Genomic DNA, 16,326 nt, shown 5'->3' on the forward strand with positions numbered 1-16,326 from the left:
TTGCGGGCCGCCATTCACATAGCCTCCCGCCCCGAAAGTGCGCACCCCCGATCGCCCACCGGGAAAAAATCTCTGCGTGCCGGCGAGACCGGTCCAGGGGGCGGCGGTCAGTCAGAGATTGACCGCCCCCCCCGGGGGGTCAGCCTTGCGCTGCGCGCCGCTCTGCCCGCTGCTTATGCCGGTCGTGGCAGGGCTTGCAGAGCGTCTGCAGCCCGTCGATGTCCCAGAAGCGCGCTTCGTCGCCCCGATGCGGCTCGCGGTGGTCGGCGACCAGCAACGCGGTGTTCGCCGTCGTGAAGCCGCAGCCCGGCCACTGGCAAGTGTAGAGGTCTCGGGCGAACACGATGAGCCGCAACGCCCGCCAGCGTGCCGACTTGTACCAGGCGCGCCACGGGGCAAAGAGCTGCCGCTCAGCGTCAGTGCTGCGCTCAACTGGCGCGAGTGACCCGATCGTCGGCTTCAGCCTGGTGAGGCTGCTACCGATCGCCTTAAGCTTGCCCAATCAGACGGCTGCCATGTCGAGCGACACGGCGCGCCACGCTGCGTCCGGCGCCGGCCGCTCGTAGAAGCGGACATAGGTGCGCGACCCGACGGGGCGGATGCTGTCACGGATCGCGTCCATGGCGCTCTTCCACTGCTCGTCCTGGATCTCGACGCGCAGCAGCATGAACAGCTCGGCCCGGTTGATCTGGCCCTGCTTCTCGACCGAGAAGACGCGGTTGACGAGGGCCTGCAGCTCGACCTGGCTGCCGGCCGACCAGCGCGTCAGGCATTCGTCGATGATCGCCTTGGCCGTCTGCAGCTCGGGGCCGAACTCGATCAGATCAGCGACCTGCACCTGGATCTTCTGACAGCCGTCGAAGGACAGCAGCGTCAGGTTGCCCTTGGCGCCGCCAACGCTGGCACCGTACTGCTGCGCCAGCAGCGCCTGCAGCGAGCCGACCTGCTCGAAGGTGGATGCTTTGAACGCGGCGATCTGCGCCGACTGCTCGCGGGCGCGGTCCAGCACCTTGCGGACCAGCTCGTCCATGAGGAGATCGGCCGTCTTGACGGTCGCGATCGGCACCAAGTTGCCCTTGGCGTCGCGCAGATAGTCGGTTTCGCCGACGGTGATGATGTTGGGGTGCGCGAGGTCGGTCATGCCGGTGCTCCCGTCGTGCCGGCCGCCGCGCCGATCGGGATCCCGGCGTTCGCGAGGATACGCCGCGCCCGCTGCCCCAGCTCGACCTCGGCGAGCAGCTCGGCGATCTGGCTTTTCGGCATAGCCACGACGGTGCCGGGGATCGCAGCTACCGCGGCGATGGCATGTGCGACGTCGATCATTGCTTCACCACGCTGCGCTGCGGCCGTCGGCGCTGAGCGCGATCGGCGGATTGATGGGTCGACCAGGGCCACGGGCCGCTGCGATGAGGCGCAGCCCGAGAGCCTCCACCTGGTCGATATGATCGCCGTGCCGGGTGAGCGGCGATCGGCCGGTACGCATGCTCGCAATGAGCCGGTCGAGGTCGGCGCTAACGCGCTCGCACTCATCGACCATGAGGCGCTGGTCGGCCATACGGAGGTCTCCCAGAAGCGCAAAAGTCCGCTCGAGGCGGGCTCCAGACGCGGCTGTGGCGGGGTCGTTTCTGGCCGTTACGTGACGATTTTGCGCCCCGCTCGTGTGTGCAGTGCTCGAAAGTGCAGGGATTACGAGCCGACGACGTCGCCGCGGCCGAACCGCAGCCACCAGGTTGTCAGCGCCTCGCCGAGCAGTTTACGCAACCGCGGCACTGATAGCGCAAAGCGGTCGGCCGCGGTTGTCAGCGCCATGTCGGCCACGACGATCGCGACGATCGCCTGCGGCTGTTGGATCGTGCGCAGCCACCACCACAGCGCATATTCGCCCAGGCTCGCGCCCAAGATCATGATATCGGCGTCGCCACCGCCGTAGCCGCCGCCCGTCCGCGTCTCCCAGCTGGCGGTTTGCATCGGCGCATCGGCTGTCACGGCGCGGTACGTCGTCGCGATCTTGTCGGCCGCGGCGAGCTGATCGGCGTCGATCGCTCTGGTCGCATAGAGGCGCGCGATCGCGCCGGACCGTCGCTCCCGGTGCTCAAGCTGGGCGATCGTTTCGGGTGTCCCCTGCCGGCCGCCGAACGCCTCGATCAGCGACACGCGCTCTTCGATGCCGGGCAGCAGCTCGCTCCCGCGGGCGCGCAGTCGCGCTTTCTCAGCGCGCCACTCCTGCTTCGACATGCCCTTCGGCTTAGGGCCCGTCATCGGCGCCGGCCGTGGCCGGCCGAGCACGAGGTGTTCGATGCGTTGCGCCTCGCGCTCGCTGCTCTGCATGATGCTGGTTCCCGGCTAATCGACGCTCGGCAAATGCGCGAATGGCGGCAACATCGATAGCCGCTCATGTGTGCGGGGCTGCTCGAGTTCGCCGAGCGGCACGGCGTCAGTCCAGCCGAGGCGGTTCAGCACCTCGACCAGGATGTTGCGCGATCCGGAGACGTCGCGAACGCGGAAGCTGCGCTGTTTGCCGAGCGGCCGCTCGACCAAACCCTCGGCGATCAGCTGGTCGACCAGCTCGCGTGCGCGGGTCTTGCGCACGCCGAGCCGGTCGGCGATCTCGTCATAGCTCGGGCTGATGCCGGTCTGGACGATCCGCTCGATGATGTACGCCAACGCCTCGTACCGCCGCGGGATCGCAACTACAGCAGTTTGCACTCCCATCCATGATACCCCCATTTGAGGAACATAGGTGGAATAACGCTTATACGCGAGGTTTGAATAAGGCTATTTACGCGAACATTTTGGGATCGGCCCGCCGCATCGGGTTCACTCCGATCCATCCTGGCAAATTTTTGTCTTTTATGCGACCTTGGCTCCAACACGTATTGTAGCATGAGATGGTGTCACCGAGAGGAAGCTCTTCGATTTTTCCGATTAGCTCGGGGCCGCTCAATTGCACTGTAGACACAATTGGTACGTTGGCATTCTCGTTGGATACAAATGAAAGGGCATCCGCCATTTTATCCGATCTACTATCACCAAACCGGGCGTTTCGATGAAGCAGTACCGCGGATATGCTCCGAAACTGACCATCGGAAAATTTGCGCTGCATTAAGTTTACAACTGCCTCAGCGTCCTGCATCTCGCTAAGCCCAATGCAAACGATCCCTGGAGCCGCTTCTTGAGTATTTAACCGAAGCTGACGATTAGCCTTCTTGAGCAAGCCTTCCACTCTCTCGTCCTCTTTCGGATCGGCTGGCGAAATTACCTGAATATTTATTCTCTCATGAAATCCCTCAGACGGAGGCAGCGGCTTCGCAAATAGATTGAAAACGGGGCTTGCATACATTCTCCCCCGCAAAAGTTCGCTCAGTATTTCAGGTATTAATCCGACGAGCTCCGCCGGATGAGGCATATCTCCGTATTTTTTAACGGCAATGACGATCTCTGCCTCGGCGCTGAGATTAGCTATATCCAGATCTTTGATTAGCTGCTGATGAAGCTCAAATGATAGCCCTGAAAATCTACTAGACATCGCAGACGGCATCAGCTGTTTTACCTCTACTGGCGTCCTCTGTTGAATATTTGTGTCAAAATCAGGAACTGAGTCATTTGAGTGAGGGTAAAACTTCAGCACTGCCTGAGCACCACGATGGAATAGCGCTGCCGTATGAATTTCGTGCAATGTGGGTTCAAACCGCTTCACGATTTTCAAATCGCTTATCAAGGCTACTAATCCCGGCACCTCTTCTAGTATCCGGATATCTTCAGCCAGTCGGTTCAGTTGCATGAAAGCAGCAGATCCACCGTAATTCCAAGACTGATTTAGCGGGTGTGGCTTCGGCCCTTTGGGGAGCTGGACAATCCAGTTCCCAAGTATTCGAGCAAGAAACTCAGCATTACTTGCAGCTCGTTCGGGGCTGAAACTCCCCTCGGATCCGTCGGGCCAAGTTTCGTACCAAGGTCTACTTTGAAACATGAGTCACTGAACCCCCCGCGTAACGATATACGAAAAATCCGCTTGCCCGATGCTCCGGCGGCACCTCAAGATGAGTGATGCAGATGGAGGTGCCCTCCGCCGTGGTTGCCGCCAGCCCGCAGATTAGCGTTGGTTTCGAGGCTGCGCGCGGCAGAAATACCCGCTCGATACCCGCGTCCGCTATCGCCCAAAAACGGTCGTCAGACCCGTACCTCTATTCTGCTATTTTGCCTGATTGCGTACCTTTGAAATTAATCGTGGCATTCTCAAATGGGTTGATGCACCGGCGAAGCGTGCGACCCCCGGCTAACTTGCTAACTCGATTGCGTCGGTGGTTTCGTCCGGCGCCAGGTGACCGATCGACTGAATTGATCGATGAGGCGATTGAGAGCGCCAAAGCGAACGGGATCACTGACGTCCGAGAAGCGGCGAATAGCTATTACGGTTTCAGCCTTGCCGACGAACAATGGAACATCGTCCAATCGCGGTGGCAAAAGCGATGGTACTGACGTTCGGCCCTCGGTCTTGATCTCGCGAACGTCCGCTTCCCTCCCAAAACAGTCATTCGCGGCGGAGATACCCTCCGCCTAGCCAATTCCGTGACGGGGCTCTCGAGGTTGAATGGCGGATGCACGATTGCATCCGCCACCCGTTTAAGTCGTCAGTTTACCCATGGCCGTCAATTAGATCGGGCGGCAGTCAAAGCCACCCCAGCCCGCGGGATAAGGCTGATCTGCGGGCCAAAGTTCAGGAAGGTGTCGATTTTCGCAATAGTAATAACCTAGCCCGTAGAAGCTAGTGCCGTCCTGCTCTTCGCCGCAGTTATCTTCCATATATTGCGTTTGGATAGCCTGCCAATCAGGATCGGTATGCGGCGCATTGTTGGTAGCCCGATCAGCAATATGCCATGAATCATACATACATTGCGTACCCCGAGCTTTTGCTGGGGTCGGAACTGCTACGGATGGAACAATCAAGGCCATTGGCACTACAGCCAGAAGCTTCAGTATCTTCATAGACGTTCTCCCGTATGTTCCCCTTGTGGGAACCTCTGTGATGGGTTCGCCCGATGAGCGGCCCATTATCCCGTCAAGCAATGAGCACAGGGCGGAGATGCCCTCCGCCGTGGTTGTCCAAGAGCCGCAGAAATGCGCGGCTTTTGCGTGAAGCTATTGGGGAAGTACCCGCGCGATAACCCCTTAGATCGGCAGCAATCTAATTCAGGTCGGGCGGCATCTTGAGCTCACCAAGGGGCAGGGTGATCGACAGATGTATGTTGGTGAAGCGGGTCAATCCGCTGCCACGAACGATATTCGCTGCCGTTGCCTGATACCGCGATCCACCAAGTAGCTTTGCAACGATCGGATCGTCGGGCGGCAGCCAGCCAATGATTTCCTGGCTTTCGTTCAGCACCGCGATCCGCGAGTCTGACTGATCAGTCTCACGAGCGAGCACCAGCTTCTCACCTTTGACGGTGTTGGCTAGCGCATCATAATATTCCGGGTCCGCCGCGATACGGATCTGCGCGCCCGCTCCCATCATGAGCATCGTTTGGTCTCCCGATCGAAGTAGGCCTGGAGCAAAACTCGACCGTGCTCCTGCAGCCGGATGACCGTGTCCCCGTTCTCAACGTCGACGGTGATCAGCTCGCGCGATGCCAGCCAGTCTAGATAGCGCTCCGCGATCATCCGCGTGCCGCCAGCCGCATCCAGCAGGGTGTCACGTGTCAGGCCCCCGCCAGGTCCGTCATGCACGCAGAGTATCAGCAGCATGTCCCAAGCTGGCTCACCAAAACCGTCTGCCGCTGCACCGAAAGCGGCATCGCGTGCCCGCCGGGCCGCGTAGAGCTCAAACGCGCGCTGTACCCGCGCCGCGGCCGGCGACGTACCGGGCTTCTGCTCCATGGTCTGTTACCATCTGAACGGTGCCCAAGGCCTAGGCGCCACCCCCTGGCGGCGTGTTCGGCGGATGTAATGGTAGGTCCCCATCACGAGCACGAAGCACATGGGATAGGCGACCTCCCCAATCATCCGGGAATAGACGATGGGCACCAAGGTTGGATCAAAGGCGCGTGCGGCATGGACGCCGATCGCCAGCAATTGCAGTGCAGAGGCCCAATACGGCCAGAAGCGATTGGCTCGCAGCGCCACCGCAACCAAACCGAGGAGCACGCCGACATCGACCGCGACGAGCACGACGCTGATCTCGCGCCACTGGCTTGCTGGCACGCCGATCGCCACACTGGCTATCGCTGCAATCAACAGCATCCAGCCAACAACGCGCTCAGGCGCGCCACCTCGCCGTATCGCGAACCAGGAGACCGCTAGCTGCAGCAGCTCGAAAGCAACTATGCGCAGCATCGGGCCGCCTGGTTCATCGTGGCCTAGCTCAGCCGACCCGCCGCAGCGGCGTTTCTACCGCGGCAGGATCGGTGACCTCGCCGTACGCGTGCGGGTCGACGCCCACCGACGTCGCGACCGAGCGGGCCAGCCGGTGCCCGGCGGCCGCGCTGGCGATCGCCGTCCCAATCTGCACTTGAGCCTCATCGAACTGGCGGAACATCGCGTGTCCGGTAATCGCCGTCAGACCACGCTCCGCCTGTGCCTGTCGCATTCCAAGCAGCAGCTCCAAGCCTGCGACGTGCGCGTTGCGCAGCGTGTCCTCATACTTGTGCATGAGCTCGATTACCTTCGCAGCATCATTGTCGCTCGCGAACGACGTCGCTGATGGCTCGGGTCGACGAGACGATCGATCCGAACCCGACCGCAAGACCGATAGCGAGGACGAGGATCCATGCGAGCCGAGCGAAGACGCCTGTGTCATTGTCTGCATCCCTATTCTGTGGCGAAAGCGGGCCCAGGGGGTGGGCCGGCTTGCCTGGCGGGACGATCGTTGGCGGGATGACAGCCTCGTCGGCCACCCCTTCAGATTGGGGCCCCTGATTTGAGGGGGCGGTTTCCAGGGCGTGCAAAATCTCGGCAGCGTGGCGCCGATCGCGCGCACCGAGCAGCGCAACGGCTTCGCTGCAGTAGGTGCTGACGGTGCCCGGCGCGAGACCAAGGATCACCGCAATCTCCTTGGTGGTACGGCGCTGATAGACGAGCCGTAGACATTCCGCCTGGCGAGGGCTCAGCCGGACGTCAGGCACGGAGATAGAACCAAATCGGCAGCGATTTTGTCCTAATCTTAAGACGATCTGCTAATCTGGCCTGGGCAAGGAGCAAGCTGTGCCCTCGATTCCCTCGCTTGCGAGATCGTATGCTCCTTTCTGCGCCTGCCTGTATCCTCGGCTGTTCCTTCTGCACCGTCGCCTGCAGCGTCACGGTTGCCCTCCGTGACCATGCGTGGCGAGAGCTTCAACAGCTTCTCGCGCATCCGCCCGGATCTCCGGAACGGGAGGCGCCGGGACAGGTCGAGCGCATTGAATTTGCGACATCGCGATGGGGAGCGACCGTGCGAGCAGCCGAGCTTGCGCGTCGAGCGGCAGCTCGCGGTCGATCCCTAGCAGCACCCCCTCGAACATGGCCGCCAGCAAATCCTCGGACGGCAGCACAACCTCGAGCATAATCCGCGGCGGCCGGGGTGGCACAGGCGGCGGTGCCCCCTCATCTGCATCATCGATCTCGCCGGTGAGATAGGCGGGCGTGGTGCGCAACTCCCGAGCGATCAGGTGGAGGCGCTTGGACCCTTGGGCGTTGCCAGAGAGAAGATGGCCGATGTTCTGCTGAGACACGCCCACGCGTCGTGCCAGCTCTGACTGCGACAGGCCGATCAGCTTCATTCGAGCCCGGAGACGATCCGCGTCTAGCACGGTACCTTTAGCTACAGGATAATTTGTAGATGGCGACGACCATTTCTGGTTGACCATCCTACAAATACACTTGTAGGTAGCAAGAATGAGTCGCCCACCAGAAGAATCGCATCAGATGGCTGCCGACGCGCTGGCGGAGGCTGTGCAGCTTCTCAACGGCCAATCTGCGACCGCGCGGCTGCTTAAGGTGTCTCAGCAGGCGGTTTCTGCAAAGCTCGCGTCCGGCAAGGTGTGCAGTGCGAAGTGGGTTCTCCCGCTGGAGGCCGCTACGGGAGTTAGCCGACACAGGTTGCGCCCAGATTTGTACCCGTCCGAGCACCTGGGCGGACCGCAAACCGATCTTCTCGAGGCAGCGCGATGACGCCCCCTCCCTATCAGTTCGACCGCCAGCAGGCCGGTCGGAGTTCGCGCATCCCAGGCGCGCGGGCAAGCAATCTGCATTCCGGTAAAAACGGTGCCGGCCTGCCCCAAGGGGCCGGCACCAACCTGACTGATAATATTGATTTCGCCCCGGCGCTGGCAGGCCGGCGGGGTGGAAGGCCCGGAGTTTGTCAAAATTGCCGTCGGGTCGCCGTGATGCCTGCCACCCTTTCGAACCGGGCGCCTGGCCGCCCCGGGTTGTCGCGACGTTTCCTCTCCCGTCGGCGCGCGCCCAAAGTCGCAGTGGAGCAAGCACGGACAGCCTGGACCTTTCGCATCCGGCGCGCCCCTTGCGCGCCGCAGTCTCAATCTGCCCGCCGCGAGCAGCTTCGTCTGCTCCCGACGGCGGCCCTTTCCGGTGCAGTGGCATGACCAAGGTTCGCGACGCCCTGTCGATCGAAAACACGCTGTTCAGGGTGCTCGGCGATCTGACGATCGAGCGGGCCGCCGAGGTAACCAACAAGGGCAAGGATTATCTCCGCGCCTGCACCGACCCAGACAAGCGCGAGGTCCTCTCGATGCGCGATGCCGAGCTGCTTGATCTCGCCTATCACGAGAAGAACGGGGGCGGTTTCCCACTGCTCGAGGCGTACAGCCGTCGCCTCGAGACGAAGCACGCCGAGCGCTTCGTCGACGCTGCCGCGCTCGGCAATCTCGGTGCAGCGTTGGCGAAGGAAGGCGGCGAGGCGATCGCCGCCCTGGTCGCGATCGGGCTGAGCAACGCCGATCCTGACAAGCTGCGCGCTGCCCTCCCCGAACTCGAACAGTGCGACGAGATCGTCGATCGCGCGATCGCGGTCTGCCGCGACGCGCTCGATCGCGCCAGGGAAGGAGCACACGGCGCCCCGATCTAGCCGACGCCCGAAGCAACGACGCCACGACTGAACCACGCCGCTCCGACGCATGCCGCTTTCGGAGGCGGCCTTTTGCATGCCCGGAGAAAAGCCAATGTTCTCGACTGGCCAGACCTTCCACCACCGGGATAGCGCGCCCCCGGCGCTCACCGCTCGGTATCATGCGATGCACTGCAGCTGCGAGCGCTGCGCGCCCGCCGTGCCGGCCGACCAGCTTAGCCTGTCGATGATGGGACACCTGGCGCTGTGTGCCGCCGCTGTGGTCACCGCGATCATGTTCCTGATCGATCCCGCTGGCGCTGCCGACGCTTTGCGTGCGGTGCTGCCATGACGCTGTCGCCGTTCGAGCTCGTGCTGATCGCGGCCGTAATCGGCTTGCTGCTGATCACCGCCCTGACCTTCGCCCTCCTCTATTACGCGGCCATGGCTGAAAACGCCGACCTCCGCCGCAAAGCCCGGCTGTTCGCGATCGGCAGCCCCCTTTCGACGGAGGCGCGCACATGGCCGAGGAACGGGGAGAGGGAGGGAGCGTGACACCGATCGACGGCAAGCCCCCGGGTCGGCCTCCGTGCAGCTGGTGGCGCAGGCGGTGGAACAGGATACGCCTGATCGCCCGTCCATGCCCCGAGTGCAGCTTGCACCCGACTGGTGAGTGCGACCTCTGCTGGTGGACGAGGCGCGCATGACTTTTGCCAAGGACACCAAGGTGCCTTTCGAGCGCTCGATCGCGGAGATCTCGGGCCTCGTCCGCAGGGCGGGTGCTGATCGGATCGGCCAGATGGAGGAGCGTGATCGGTTCACGCTGGAATTCCATCTGGCCGATCGCGCGGTGCGCTTCCGCGTCACTTTCCCCACGCGGGAAGAGGTCGAGCAGATGAAGGGGCCACGCCAGGACGCGCAGCGCGTCGGGGAGCAATGGCGTCGCCAGCGCGGCCGGGCCCTGCTCCTGGTCATCAAAGCGAAGCTCGAGAGCGTGGAAAGCGGCGTTGAGACGTTCGAGGAAGCATTCCTCGCGAACGTTGTGATGGCCGATGGCGCCACTGTTTACGACCGGATCGCGGCGCCGATCGCCGCAGAATACGAGGCTCGCCGCCCGGGCCCGCTCCTGCTGGGAGGTCCCCCGAAATGAATGCCCCTTCGATCGTCCACCTCGACAAACGGGTCAGCCGTGCCGCCGAGGTCGGGCGCGGCGTCGATCTCACCGCTGCCGACCTCGATCTGCTCGTCAGCCTCGGTCTCATCGACCTGCTTCACGACGCCAAAGCCGAATTTCTGAAGGAACAGGGACGATGCCGGAACGCCAGGCGCCAGTCTATCGCAGGGGAAAATACTGGCTCGACAAGCTCAGACGGGAGGACGGCACCCCCCGTTCGCCTCGTTGGTACGTCTTCTGGTACGATCCCGAGGCGCGACGCGAAGCAAGCGCGTCGACGGGTACAACAGACGTCGACGAAGCGATCGTAGCGCTCGATCGGCGCTACCTCGGTGATGCAAGCGAGGCGCCGGCGTATTGCTACGCCTGTGGCCAGCCGCTCGCCTCGGCCGACGCCTATCTGCTGACCGACGCCATGGCCGACTATCAGCTCGAGCACGCGGTGCACGCGCGATCGGCCGACAGCATCGCCGCGCGCCTCAAGCACGTCGCCGACTTCCTGGATGCGGAGGAGGAGGCTGGCGGCACGTTCGGGCTCGAGACCAGCTGCGCTGTCGCGTGCGGCACGCCGTTCATCACTGCCTTTCGCGCCTGGTCGGCAAAGCAGCCGGTCGTGTGGCGCAACAAGGCCGGCGCCATCACCGCCTCGCGGCCGCGCGCAGCTGCGACGACCGAGGAGTCGGTGCTGCAGGTGGCGGCCGCGCTCAACCATGCCGCTGATGCGGATCCGCCGCGCTCAGAACGCCGGCCGATATACAAGCCGCTGCCACGCAAGCAGGTGTCGCGACCGCGCAAGGTGCGAATCGACGTGCCGGCGATCGCCGATATGCTTGCCTATGCCGCCGAGCCGGGGAAGAAGCGCGCCTCGCTGCATGCCTTCCTGGTCGGATCGATCTGCACGATGGCGCGGCCGGACAGCGTCGTGGACATCTGCGTCGCGCCCGAGCGGGAGCAGTGGTACCCAGGATCGCCGACGCTTGACCTCAATCCCTTCGGCCGGGCCCAGACCAACAAGTATCGGCCCGTCATACCGGTCCTGCCAGTGCTGGCGGATTGGCTGGCAGCCGAGCTGGCGGTCTATGAGCGCCTCGATCGCACCGCGCGGAAGGGCGCAGGCTTCCTGGTCAACTATTACGGCCGCTCGGTCCTGGACGTCGACACGTCCTGGCGGACCATGCTGCGCGAGCTGAAGCTGCCGTCCGGCCGAGAATGGAAGCCGTACCTGCTGCGCCACAGCCTTGCGACGATCGTCCGCAATCGACCTGGCGTGGCGAAGTGGGACCTCGAGGGCTTCCTCGGTCACGACTCGAACAGCATGACCGAGGTCTATGCGATCGGCCATTTCAAGACCGTCGCGACCGCGCTCAGTGACATTGTCGGGGAGATTGAGCTTCGTGCGCCAGGTGCTCTGCGCCGAAACTGCGCCGAAGTCAGGCTATCCGGTCCTCTCGCCGAGGAGGCAAAAATGACCGGATAGCCGTAACTTTGGTGGTGGGCGTGGCAAGGATTGAACTTGCGACCCCTGCGATGTCAACACAGTGCTCTACCACTGAGCTACACGCCCACAAGGGAGTGGCGCCATTAGCCGGGCGCTTGCGGGGATGCAAGCGTCAATTGATGCCGCTGGCATTTCCCCGTTCGAAAACGCGATCGACCTCCGCCACCAGGTCGCGCAGGTGGAACGGCTTGGACAGGACGCGGGCATTGGGCATCTCGCGCCCCGCCTTCAGCGTCACCGCGGCAAAGCCGGTGATGAACATCACGCGCAGCCCCTCGACCATCTCGTTGGCACGGCGCGCCAGCTCGATGCCGTCCATTTCGGGCATGACGATATCGGTGAGCAGCAGATCGAAGCGCTCGTTGACGAGCAGCGGCAGCGCCGCCGTGCCGCGGTCGACCGCCGCGACGGCATAGCCTGCACGTTCCAGCGCGCGCGTCAGATATTCGCGCATCACCTGGTCGTCTTCTGCCAGCAGAATACGGATCATCGGCCCTTCCTGAGTCTCCGCGCCTCTATGCGGCGGGTGCGGACAGATTTCCAGCGCATGGACGCATCAAAGCGGATAAGACGTGCCATTGATGGACGCTTCGTTCGACCTGCTTGGCACCGAGCCTCCCGCCAGCCCCGTGGTGCTGTCGGTGCCGCACGCCGGACGCGCCTATCCGCCGGCGCTGGTCGCGGCCCTGCGCGTGCCGGCGACCGCGCTGGCGCTGCTGGAGGATCGCCACATCGATCAGGTCGCGGCGGCGGCGCGGGGGGTCGAGACGATGCTGGTGCAGCGCCGGCCGCGCGCCTGGATCGACCTCAATCGCAGCGAGGAGGAGCGCGACGCCAAGGTCGACGAGGGCGTCCGGCCGCAGGGTCAGCCGGCGCTGTCGGCGAAGCTGCGCAGTGGCCTGGGGCTGATCCCGCGCCGCGCCGGGGCGGCCGGCGACCTGTGGCGGCGCCGGTTCACCGCCGCGGAGGTGGCGGCGCGGATCGCCGCCGATCATCGGCCCTACCATGCGATGCTGGCCGGGCGGCTGGCGGCGGCGCGATCGCACTTCGGGGTCGCGGTGCTGCTCGACATCCATTCGATGCCGTCGCTGGGCAATGCGACGCGGATCGTCATCGGCGACCGGTTCGGCAAATCGGCGGCGCCGCGCTTCGTCGCGCGGCTCGAGGCGGAAGCGATGCGGGTCGGCCTCGGCGTCGCGCTCAACACGCCTTATGCCGGCGGGCACATCCTGGCGCGGCACGCCGATCCTGCGCGGGGCGTGCATGCGATCCAGATCGAATTCGATCGCGCGCTCTATCTCGACGCCGCGCTCGACGAGCTCGGATCGGGGTTCGCACAGACGGTGGCGCTGCTCCGCCGGATGATCGCCGCGGTCGAGGACGAGGCGTCGGGCGGCACGCTGCCGCTGGCGGCGGAATAAAAAAACCACCTCGTGCCGAGCACGAGGTGGCCAAGGTTCAGGGAGGAGACACACCCGAAGGTGTGTCATACGGCCTCGCGAAAGGGGGGACACGAGAACCGTACGCTGTTACAAATAAGTCACGGCGCGATTGGTTCAACCCCTGCGACCGAACGGTGCGAATTTTTTAACGATCAGTGCCGATCGAACGCCGGCGCCATCCGGATCAGGATCGAATCGCGACGGATGTAATGGTGGCGCAGCGCCGCCGCGACGTGCAGCACGAGCAAGGCGACCATCATCCAGCCGAGCACGCCGTGCGCCTCGTGCCCGAAGCCGGAGGTGGCGCCGGAGACGGGCAGGAGCGGCACGTTGAACAGGCCGAACCAGCTCAATGGCCGGCGGGCCTCGGGTCCGGAGACCATCATCCATCCGGTCACCGGCAACGCGACCATCAGCAGGTACAGCGTCCAGTGGCTGGCATGGGCGACACCCTTTTCCCAGGACGGCATCGCCGCGGGATAGGCCGGCGGACGATGCCCCAGCCGCCAGAAGAGGCGCAGGGCGGTCAGCACCAACACGGTGATGCCGATCGCCATATGAGCGCCCATCAGCCGGCGCAGCGCGGGAATGCCGTCGTGACCGATGCCGATGATCAGATTGGCGACGATCAGCACCGCGATCGTCCAGTGGAACCAGATGGCGACGCGGGAATAGCGCTCGTCGCGCGGCAGTCGGCTCATCGTCGGTTCTTTCTCTGGGTTAGGAACCGTACCGTTGCGCCCTGCAAGCCCGAGGTCAAGACCGGCCTGTCGCAGTGCGGTTCCTTGCAGCCCCAGTCGTCACCCCGGCGGTGCGGCAGGGATGACGACGGTCACGGGGGACTATCGGTACTTACCCCAGCTGCGGCTGCGGGGCCTTGCCCTGGTCCATCTGGCGCCCGAACACCTCGCGCATCAGCGCCAGCGAGAACAGATGCGCATAGAGCAGCGGCAGCATGCCCGACTGGCTCATCTTGCGCAGCTGGTCGCCGCGCAGGTTGCTGAGCTTTTCCTCGTTGATCATCTGGAAGCCGCGATAGACGAACGGCTGCTGGTTCTGGTCGACCTGAATGGTGACCTCGCCCTCCATCAGCAGCTCCTGCTCGCGCAGCTCGTTCATGAACGCCTGGGTACGGGCGCCGGCCTGTTCGAACTGTTCGGCGAAGCCGAGGATGTTCTTGGTGAATTCGGTCGGCTGGCCACCCTCGAACAGCGCCTCGCCCTCCGCGAAGTCGCCGATCGTCTCCGACGTCGGGTCGAAGCACAGCGACAGCTCCTCGCTGTCGGGACGCAGCCGGGCGAGCATGTAGGGATAGCGGCGGACATAGGCCGGAACGTAGAAATTGCTCTCGGTCAGCTTGCCGTCGTCGCCGACGAAGACGTTGACGCCCTCGTTCAGGCCCATCAGCGCGAGCGGGATGGCATCGTCGCCGCTCGAGAAGACGATCGGCATGAAGCGCTGCACGAGCGGAAATTCGTCGGTGGTGATCGGAATGGCATGCTGGCCGATCAGAAACGGCGCGCTGTCCGCCGGCTTGACGCGCCAGGTCGCATGCATCTCGCTCGAAAGCGGCTCGAGGCCGTTGTAGAACAGGGGAAGCGGCGCACTGGCCATGGGAACTCTCTCCGTATCCGTGAGTTTTGGCGCGGCCCGCGCGCCGGTAACCGGCGGCTGCTCTATTGCGCGGCGGCGGGGGGCGCAAGCGCGACGAGCTTGCCGGGGTTGAGAATGCCGAGCGGGTCCATCGCCGCCTTGACCGCGCGCAGCGCGGTCAGCCGGGCCGGCGACGACAGGCGGGCGAGCTCGGCGACCTTCATCTGACCGATGCCGTGTTCCGCCGCGATCGACCCGCCCGCCGCGACGACCAGATCGTCGACGAAGCGCGTCACCACCGGTACGTCCTCGGCATACCAGCGCGCCGGATCGGTGCCGGGCGCGGCGCGGACGTGGAAATGGATGTTGCCGTCGCCCAGATGGCCGAAGCCGCTCGCATGGGTGCCGGGGAAGCGCGCCTCGCACGCCGCCGCCGCCTCGATCATGAAGCGCGGCATGATCGCGACCGGTACGGAGATGTCGTGCTGCGACGCGGGGCCGAGCGCGCGCTCGGCATCGGAGATCGACTCGCGCATCCGCCAGAACGCCTGCGCCTGCGCCTCGCTGGCCGCGATCGTCGCATCGGCGATCAGCCCGTCATCCAGTCCCGCCGCCAGCTCGCGCTCCAGCACGGCGGGCGCGTCGGCGCCGGTCAGCTCGATCAGCAGATGCCAGGGATGGTCGCCGGCAAGCGGCGCGCGCGCGGTCGGCAGATGCGCGAGCACCGCGGCCAGAGATTCGCGCGGCAGGATCTCGAAACTCTCGACCGCGTCGCTGGCATGCTGGAAGCGGCGCAACAGCTTCAGCGCCGCTTCCGGGTCGTGCGTCGCCGCCCAGGCGGTCGCACGCACCGCAGGCAGCGGCACCAGCCGCAGCGCGGCGGCGGTGACGATGCCCAGCGTCCCCTCGCCGCCGATCAGCAATTGGGTCAGGTCGTAGCCGCGATTGTCCTTCTTCAGCGCGGCGAGCCCGTCGTGGATCGATCCGTCGGCAAGCACCGCCTCCACCCCCGCGACCAGCCCGCGCATCGAACCGAAGCGCAGCACCTGCGTGCCGCCGGCATTGGTCGAGACGAGGCCGCCGACCGTCGCATTGCCCTTGGCGCCCAGGGTCAGCGGAAAGCGGCGATCCACCGCCAGCGCGGCATCGTGCAGGTCGGCGAGGATCACCCCCGCCTCCGCCACCGCCAGCCCTGCCTCGGCATCGACGGTGCGGATCGTGTTCAGGCGGCGCAGCGACAGGATCAGCGCCGATCCGTCCGCCGGCGGCGTCGCGCCGCCGACCATCGAGCTGTTGCCGCCCTGCGGCACCAGCGGCACGCGATGCGCGGCGGCGGCGGCGACGACGGCGGCGACCTCCGCCGTGTCGGCGGGGGCGACGATCGCGGGGGCGTGGCCGTGGAAACGGCGGCGCCAGTCGATTTCCCAGGGCGCGATCAGGTCGCGGTCGGTGACGATCGCCTGACGGCCCAGCCGGGGGGCGAGCGCCTCGAGCATCGCGGTCTGCGCGGGAGTCATGCCGTTGGCGCTAGGCCAAGTTCATCCCGTGTTCAACGATGCGGACTAGGAGTCGCCGATCTCGTCAT

The 16,326-nt window shown here is 64.6% G+C and carries 26 protein-coding genes and 1 tRNA gene; 8 read left to right on the top strand and 19 right to left on the bottom strand.

The window, feature by feature from the left end; translation table 11 throughout:
• Positions 1-139 precede the first annotated feature (139 nt).
• From ACU5AX_RS09145 to ACU5AX_RS09175, 7 genes are all read right to left on the bottom strand, one after another.
• Complete coding sequence (locus ACU5AX_RS09145) at positions 140-502, bottom strand: HNH endonuclease (RefSeq protein WP_446690620.1); 363 nt, start codon at positions 500-502, stop codon at positions 140-142.
• Complete coding sequence (locus tag ACU5AX_RS09150) at positions 503-1,141, bottom strand: DUF3164 family protein (protein ID WP_446690621.1); 639 nt, start codon at positions 1,139-1,141, stop codon at positions 503-505.
• Positions 1,138-1,323, bottom strand: a complete 186-nt coding sequence (locus tag ACU5AX_RS09155) for a hypothetical protein (RefSeq protein WP_446690622.1) — start codon at positions 1,321-1,323, stop codon at positions 1,138-1,140. Before ACU5AX_RS09155 ends, ACU5AX_RS09150 begins: the two co-directional genes overlap by 4 nt.
• Positions 1,324-1,327: 4 nt before the next feature.
• Entirely contained in the window at positions 1,328-1,555 is a 228-nt protein-coding gene (locus tag ACU5AX_RS09160; RefSeq protein ID WP_446690623.1) for a hypothetical protein, read from the bottom strand.
• 131 nt (positions 1,556-1,686) lie between these two features.
• Positions 1,687-2,328, bottom strand: a complete 642-nt coding sequence (locus ACU5AX_RS09165; RefSeq protein ID WP_446690624.1) for a hypothetical protein — start codon at positions 2,326-2,328, stop codon at positions 1,687-1,689.
• A 15-nt stretch (positions 2,329-2,343) separates the two neighbouring features.
• The gene (locus tag ACU5AX_RS09170) at positions 2,344-2,727 is read right to left on the bottom strand and encodes a LexA family protein (RefSeq protein ID WP_446690625.1); all 384 of its coding nucleotides are present in this window, start codon (positions 2,725-2,727) and stop codon (positions 2,344-2,346) included.
• Between the two features lie 52 nt (positions 2,728-2,779).
• Positions 2,780-3,781 (bottom strand): hypothetical protein, encoded by a 1,002-nt coding sequence (locus tag ACU5AX_RS09175; protein WP_446690626.1) that lies wholly within the window; start codon positions 3,779-3,781, stop codon positions 2,780-2,782.
• Between the two features lie 266 nt (positions 3,782-4,047).
• Here ACU5AX_RS09175 and ACU5AX_RS09180 point away from each other — a divergent pair, with 266 nt between their 5' ends.
• Entirely contained in the window at positions 4,048-4,479 is a 432-nt protein-coding gene (locus ACU5AX_RS09180) for a hypothetical protein (protein WP_446690627.1), read from the top strand.
• Between the two features lie 174 nt (positions 4,480-4,653).
• Here the strand turns inward: ACU5AX_RS09180 and ACU5AX_RS09185 are convergent, their stop codons facing one another.
• The 7 genes from ACU5AX_RS09185 to ACU5AX_RS09215 form a co-directional block, all read right to left on the bottom strand.
• Positions 4,654-4,986, bottom strand: coding sequence for a hypothetical protein (locus ACU5AX_RS09185; RefSeq protein WP_446690628.1), 333 nt, complete (start codon positions 4,984-4,986; stop codon positions 4,654-4,656).
• 199 nt (positions 4,987-5,185) lie between these two features.
• Positions 5,186-5,518: a hypothetical protein gene (locus tag ACU5AX_RS09190; RefSeq protein WP_446690629.1), complete on the bottom strand. Its 333-nt coding sequence runs from the start codon at positions 5,516-5,518 to the stop codon at positions 5,186-5,188.
• Entirely contained in the window at positions 5,509-5,874 is a 366-nt protein-coding gene (locus tag ACU5AX_RS09195) for a hypothetical protein (protein ID WP_446690630.1), read from the bottom strand. The genes ACU5AX_RS09190 and ACU5AX_RS09195 overlap by 10 nt, the downstream gene beginning before the upstream one ends.
• Positions 5,875-5,880: 6 nt before the next feature.
• Positions 5,881-6,330, bottom strand: a complete 450-nt coding sequence (locus tag ACU5AX_RS09200) for a hypothetical protein (protein WP_446690631.1) — start codon at positions 6,328-6,330, stop codon at positions 5,881-5,883.
• Between the two features lie 28 nt (positions 6,331-6,358).
• On the bottom strand, positions 6,359-6,646 hold the full coding sequence (locus tag ACU5AX_RS09205; protein ID WP_446690632.1) for a hypothetical protein: 288 nt from the start codon (positions 6,644-6,646) through the stop codon (positions 6,359-6,361).
• A 22-nt stretch (positions 6,647-6,668) separates the two neighbouring features.
• Complete coding sequence (locus tag ACU5AX_RS09210; RefSeq protein WP_446690633.1) at positions 6,669-7,118, bottom strand: helix-turn-helix domain-containing protein; 450 nt, start codon at positions 7,116-7,118, stop codon at positions 6,669-6,671.
• Between the two features lie 171 nt (positions 7,119-7,289).
• Positions 7,290-7,751 carry a helix-turn-helix domain-containing protein gene (locus tag ACU5AX_RS09215; RefSeq protein WP_446690634.1) on the bottom strand — a complete coding sequence of 154 codons (462 nt, stop codon included), beginning with the start codon at positions 7,749-7,751 and terminating at the stop codon, positions 7,290-7,292.
• A gap of 145 nt (positions 7,752-7,896) precedes the next feature.
• Here ACU5AX_RS09215 and ACU5AX_RS09220 point away from each other — a divergent pair, with 145 nt between their 5' ends.
• From ACU5AX_RS09220 to ACU5AX_RS09245, 6 genes are all read left to right on the top strand, one after another.
• The gene (locus ACU5AX_RS09220; protein ID WP_446690635.1) at positions 7,897-8,142 is read left to right on the top strand and encodes a transcriptional regulator; all 246 of its coding nucleotides are present in this window, start codon (positions 7,897-7,899) and stop codon (positions 8,140-8,142) included.
• A 427-nt stretch (positions 8,143-8,569) separates the two neighbouring features.
• Positions 8,570-9,055, top strand: a complete 486-nt coding sequence (locus ACU5AX_RS09225) for a hypothetical protein (RefSeq protein ID WP_446690636.1) — start codon at positions 8,570-8,572, stop codon at positions 9,053-9,055.
• 94 nt (positions 9,056-9,149) lie between these two features.
• Entirely contained in the window at positions 9,150-9,386 is a 237-nt protein-coding gene (locus ACU5AX_RS09230) for a hypothetical protein (RefSeq protein WP_446690637.1), read from the top strand.
• Entirely contained in the window at positions 9,383-9,589 is a 207-nt protein-coding gene (locus tag ACU5AX_RS09235) for a hypothetical protein (protein WP_446690638.1), read from the top strand. Before ACU5AX_RS09230 ends, ACU5AX_RS09235 begins: the two co-directional genes overlap by 4 nt.
• A 148-nt stretch (positions 9,590-9,737) precedes the next feature.
• Entirely contained in the window at positions 9,738-10,184 is a 447-nt protein-coding gene (locus ACU5AX_RS09240; RefSeq protein WP_446690639.1) for a hypothetical protein, read from the top strand.
• A gap of 160 nt (positions 10,185-10,344) precedes the next feature.
• Positions 10,345-11,685 (top strand): site-specific integrase, encoded by a 1,341-nt coding sequence (locus ACU5AX_RS09245; RefSeq protein WP_446690640.1) that lies wholly within the window; start codon positions 10,345-10,347, stop codon positions 11,683-11,685.
• Positions 11,686-11,697: 12 nt separating this feature from the next.
• On the opposite strand, the gene ACU5AX_RS09250 is transcribed toward ACU5AX_RS09245, so the two are convergent.
• Positions 11,698-11,772, bottom strand: a tRNA-Val gene (locus ACU5AX_RS09250).
• 46 nt (positions 11,773-11,818) lie between these two features.
• Positions 11,819-12,196 (bottom strand): cell cycle two-component system response regulator CpdR, encoded by a 378-nt coding sequence (gene cpdR, locus ACU5AX_RS09255; protein WP_446690641.1) that lies wholly within the window; start codon positions 12,194-12,196, stop codon positions 11,819-11,821.
• A 91-nt stretch (positions 12,197-12,287) separates the two neighbouring features.
• Between cpdR and ACU5AX_RS09260 the strand changes: the two genes are divergently transcribed.
• On the top strand, positions 12,288-13,127 hold the full coding sequence (locus ACU5AX_RS09260) for an N-formylglutamate amidohydrolase (protein ID WP_446690642.1): 840 nt from the start codon (positions 12,288-12,290) through the stop codon (positions 13,125-13,127).
• A 173-nt stretch (positions 13,128-13,300) separates the two neighbouring features.
• Here the strand turns inward: ACU5AX_RS09260 and ACU5AX_RS09265 are convergent, their stop codons facing one another.
• From ACU5AX_RS09265 to ACU5AX_RS09275, 3 genes are all read right to left on the bottom strand, one after another.
• The gene (locus ACU5AX_RS09265; RefSeq protein ID WP_446690643.1) at positions 13,301-13,849 is read right to left on the bottom strand and encodes a cytochrome b; all 549 of its coding nucleotides are present in this window, start codon (positions 13,847-13,849) and stop codon (positions 13,301-13,303) included.
• A 151-nt stretch (positions 13,850-14,000) separates the two neighbouring features.
• Positions 14,001-14,762, bottom strand: a complete 762-nt coding sequence (locus ACU5AX_RS09270; protein ID WP_198353587.1) for a SapC family protein — start codon at positions 14,760-14,762, stop codon at positions 14,001-14,003.
• A 62-nt stretch (positions 14,763-14,824) separates the two neighbouring features.
• Positions 14,825-16,258: an FAD-binding oxidoreductase gene (locus ACU5AX_RS09275; protein WP_446690644.1), complete on the bottom strand. Its 1,434-nt coding sequence runs from the start codon at positions 16,256-16,258 to the stop codon at positions 14,825-14,827.
• Between the last annotated feature and the right edge of the window lie 68 nt (positions 16,259-16,326).

It is taken from the genome of Sphingomonas benefaciens (genome assembly GCF_052907485.1).

Excerpts from the sequence above, each read along its gene's own strand:
- ACU5AX_RS09240 (WP_446690639.1), top strand. The coding sequence starts at position 9,738 with ATGACTTTTGCCAAGGACACCAAGGTGCCTTTCGAGCGCTCGATCGCG.
- ACU5AX_RS09155 (WP_446690622.1), bottom strand. The coding sequence starts at position 1,323 with ATGATCGACGTCGCACATGCCATCGCCGCGGTAGCTGCGATCCCCGGC.
- ACU5AX_RS09165 (WP_446690624.1), bottom strand. The coding sequence starts at position 2,328 with ATGCAGAGCAGCGAGCGCGAGGCGCAACGCATCGAACACCTCGTGCTC.
- ACU5AX_RS09235 (WP_446690638.1), top strand. The coding sequence starts at position 9,383 with ATGACGCTGTCGCCGTTCGAGCTCGTGCTGATCGCGGCCGTAATCGGC.
- ACU5AX_RS09190 (WP_446690629.1), bottom strand. The coding sequence starts at position 5,518 with ATGCTCATGATGGGAGCGGGCGCGCAGATCCGTATCGCGGCGGACCCG.
- ACU5AX_RS09230 (WP_446690637.1), top strand. The coding sequence starts at position 9,150 with ATGTTCTCGACTGGCCAGACCTTCCACCACCGGGATAGCGCGCCCCCG.
- ACU5AX_RS09260 (WP_446690642.1), top strand. The coding sequence starts at position 12,288 with ATGGACGCTTCGTTCGACCTGCTTGGCACCGAGCCTCCCGCCAGCCCC.
- ACU5AX_RS09245 (WP_446690640.1), top strand. The coding sequence starts at position 10,345 with ATGCCGGAACGCCAGGCGCCAGTCTATCGCAGGGGAAAATACTGGCTC.
- ACU5AX_RS09220 (WP_446690635.1), top strand. The coding sequence starts at position 7,897 with ATGGCTGCCGACGCGCTGGCGGAGGCTGTGCAGCTTCTCAACGGCCAA.
- ACU5AX_RS09175 (WP_446690626.1), bottom strand. The coding sequence starts at position 3,781 with ATGCAACTGAACCGACTGGCTGAAGATATCCGGATACTAGAAGAGGTG.
- ACU5AX_RS09150 (WP_446690621.1), bottom strand. The coding sequence starts at position 1,141 with ATGACCGACCTCGCGCACCCCAACATCATCACCGTCGGCGAAACCGAC.
- ACU5AX_RS09170 (WP_446690625.1), bottom strand. The coding sequence starts at position 2,727 with ATGGGGGTATCATGGATGGGAGTGCAAACTGCTGTAGTTGCGATCCCG.
- ACU5AX_RS09200 (WP_446690631.1), bottom strand. The coding sequence starts at position 6,330 with ATGCTGCGCATAGTTGCTTTCGAGCTGCTGCAGCTAGCGGTCTCCTGG.
- ACU5AX_RS09215 (WP_446690634.1), bottom strand. The coding sequence starts at position 7,751 with ATGAAGCTGATCGGCCTGTCGCAGTCAGAGCTGGCACGACGCGTGGGC.
- ACU5AX_RS09185 (WP_446690628.1), bottom strand. The coding sequence starts at position 4,986 with ATGAAGATACTGAAGCTTCTGGCTGTAGTGCCAATGGCCTTGATTGTT.
- cpdR (WP_446690641.1), bottom strand. The coding sequence starts at position 12,196 with ATGATCCGTATTCTGCTGGCAGAAGACGACCAGGTGATGCGCGAATAT.
- ACU5AX_RS09195 (WP_446690630.1), bottom strand. The coding sequence starts at position 5,874 with ATGGAGCAGAAGCCCGGTACGTCGCCGGCCGCGGCGCGGGTACAGCGC.
- ACU5AX_RS09270 (WP_198353587.1), bottom strand. The coding sequence starts at position 14,762 with ATGGCCAGTGCGCCGCTTCCCCTGTTCTACAACGGCCTCGAGCCGCTT.
- ACU5AX_RS09160 (WP_446690623.1), bottom strand. The coding sequence starts at position 1,555 with ATGGCCGACCAGCGCCTCATGGTCGATGAGTGCGAGCGCGTTAGCGCC.
- ACU5AX_RS09180 (WP_446690627.1), top strand. The coding sequence starts at position 4,048 with ATGCAGATGGAGGTGCCCTCCGCCGTGGTTGCCGCCAGCCCGCAGATT.
- ACU5AX_RS09265 (WP_446690643.1), bottom strand. The coding sequence starts at position 13,849 with ATGAGCCGACTGCCGCGCGACGAGCGCTATTCCCGCGTCGCCATCTGG.
- ACU5AX_RS09275 (WP_446690644.1), bottom strand. The coding sequence starts at position 16,258 with ATGACTCCCGCGCAGACCGCGATGCTCGAGGCGCTCGCCCCCCGGCTG.
- ACU5AX_RS09225 (WP_446690636.1), top strand. The coding sequence starts at position 8,570 with ATGACCAAGGTTCGCGACGCCCTGTCGATCGAAAACACGCTGTTCAGG.
- ACU5AX_RS09205 (WP_446690632.1), bottom strand. The coding sequence starts at position 6,646 with ATGCACAAGTATGAGGACACGCTGCGCAACGCGCACGTCGCAGGCTTG.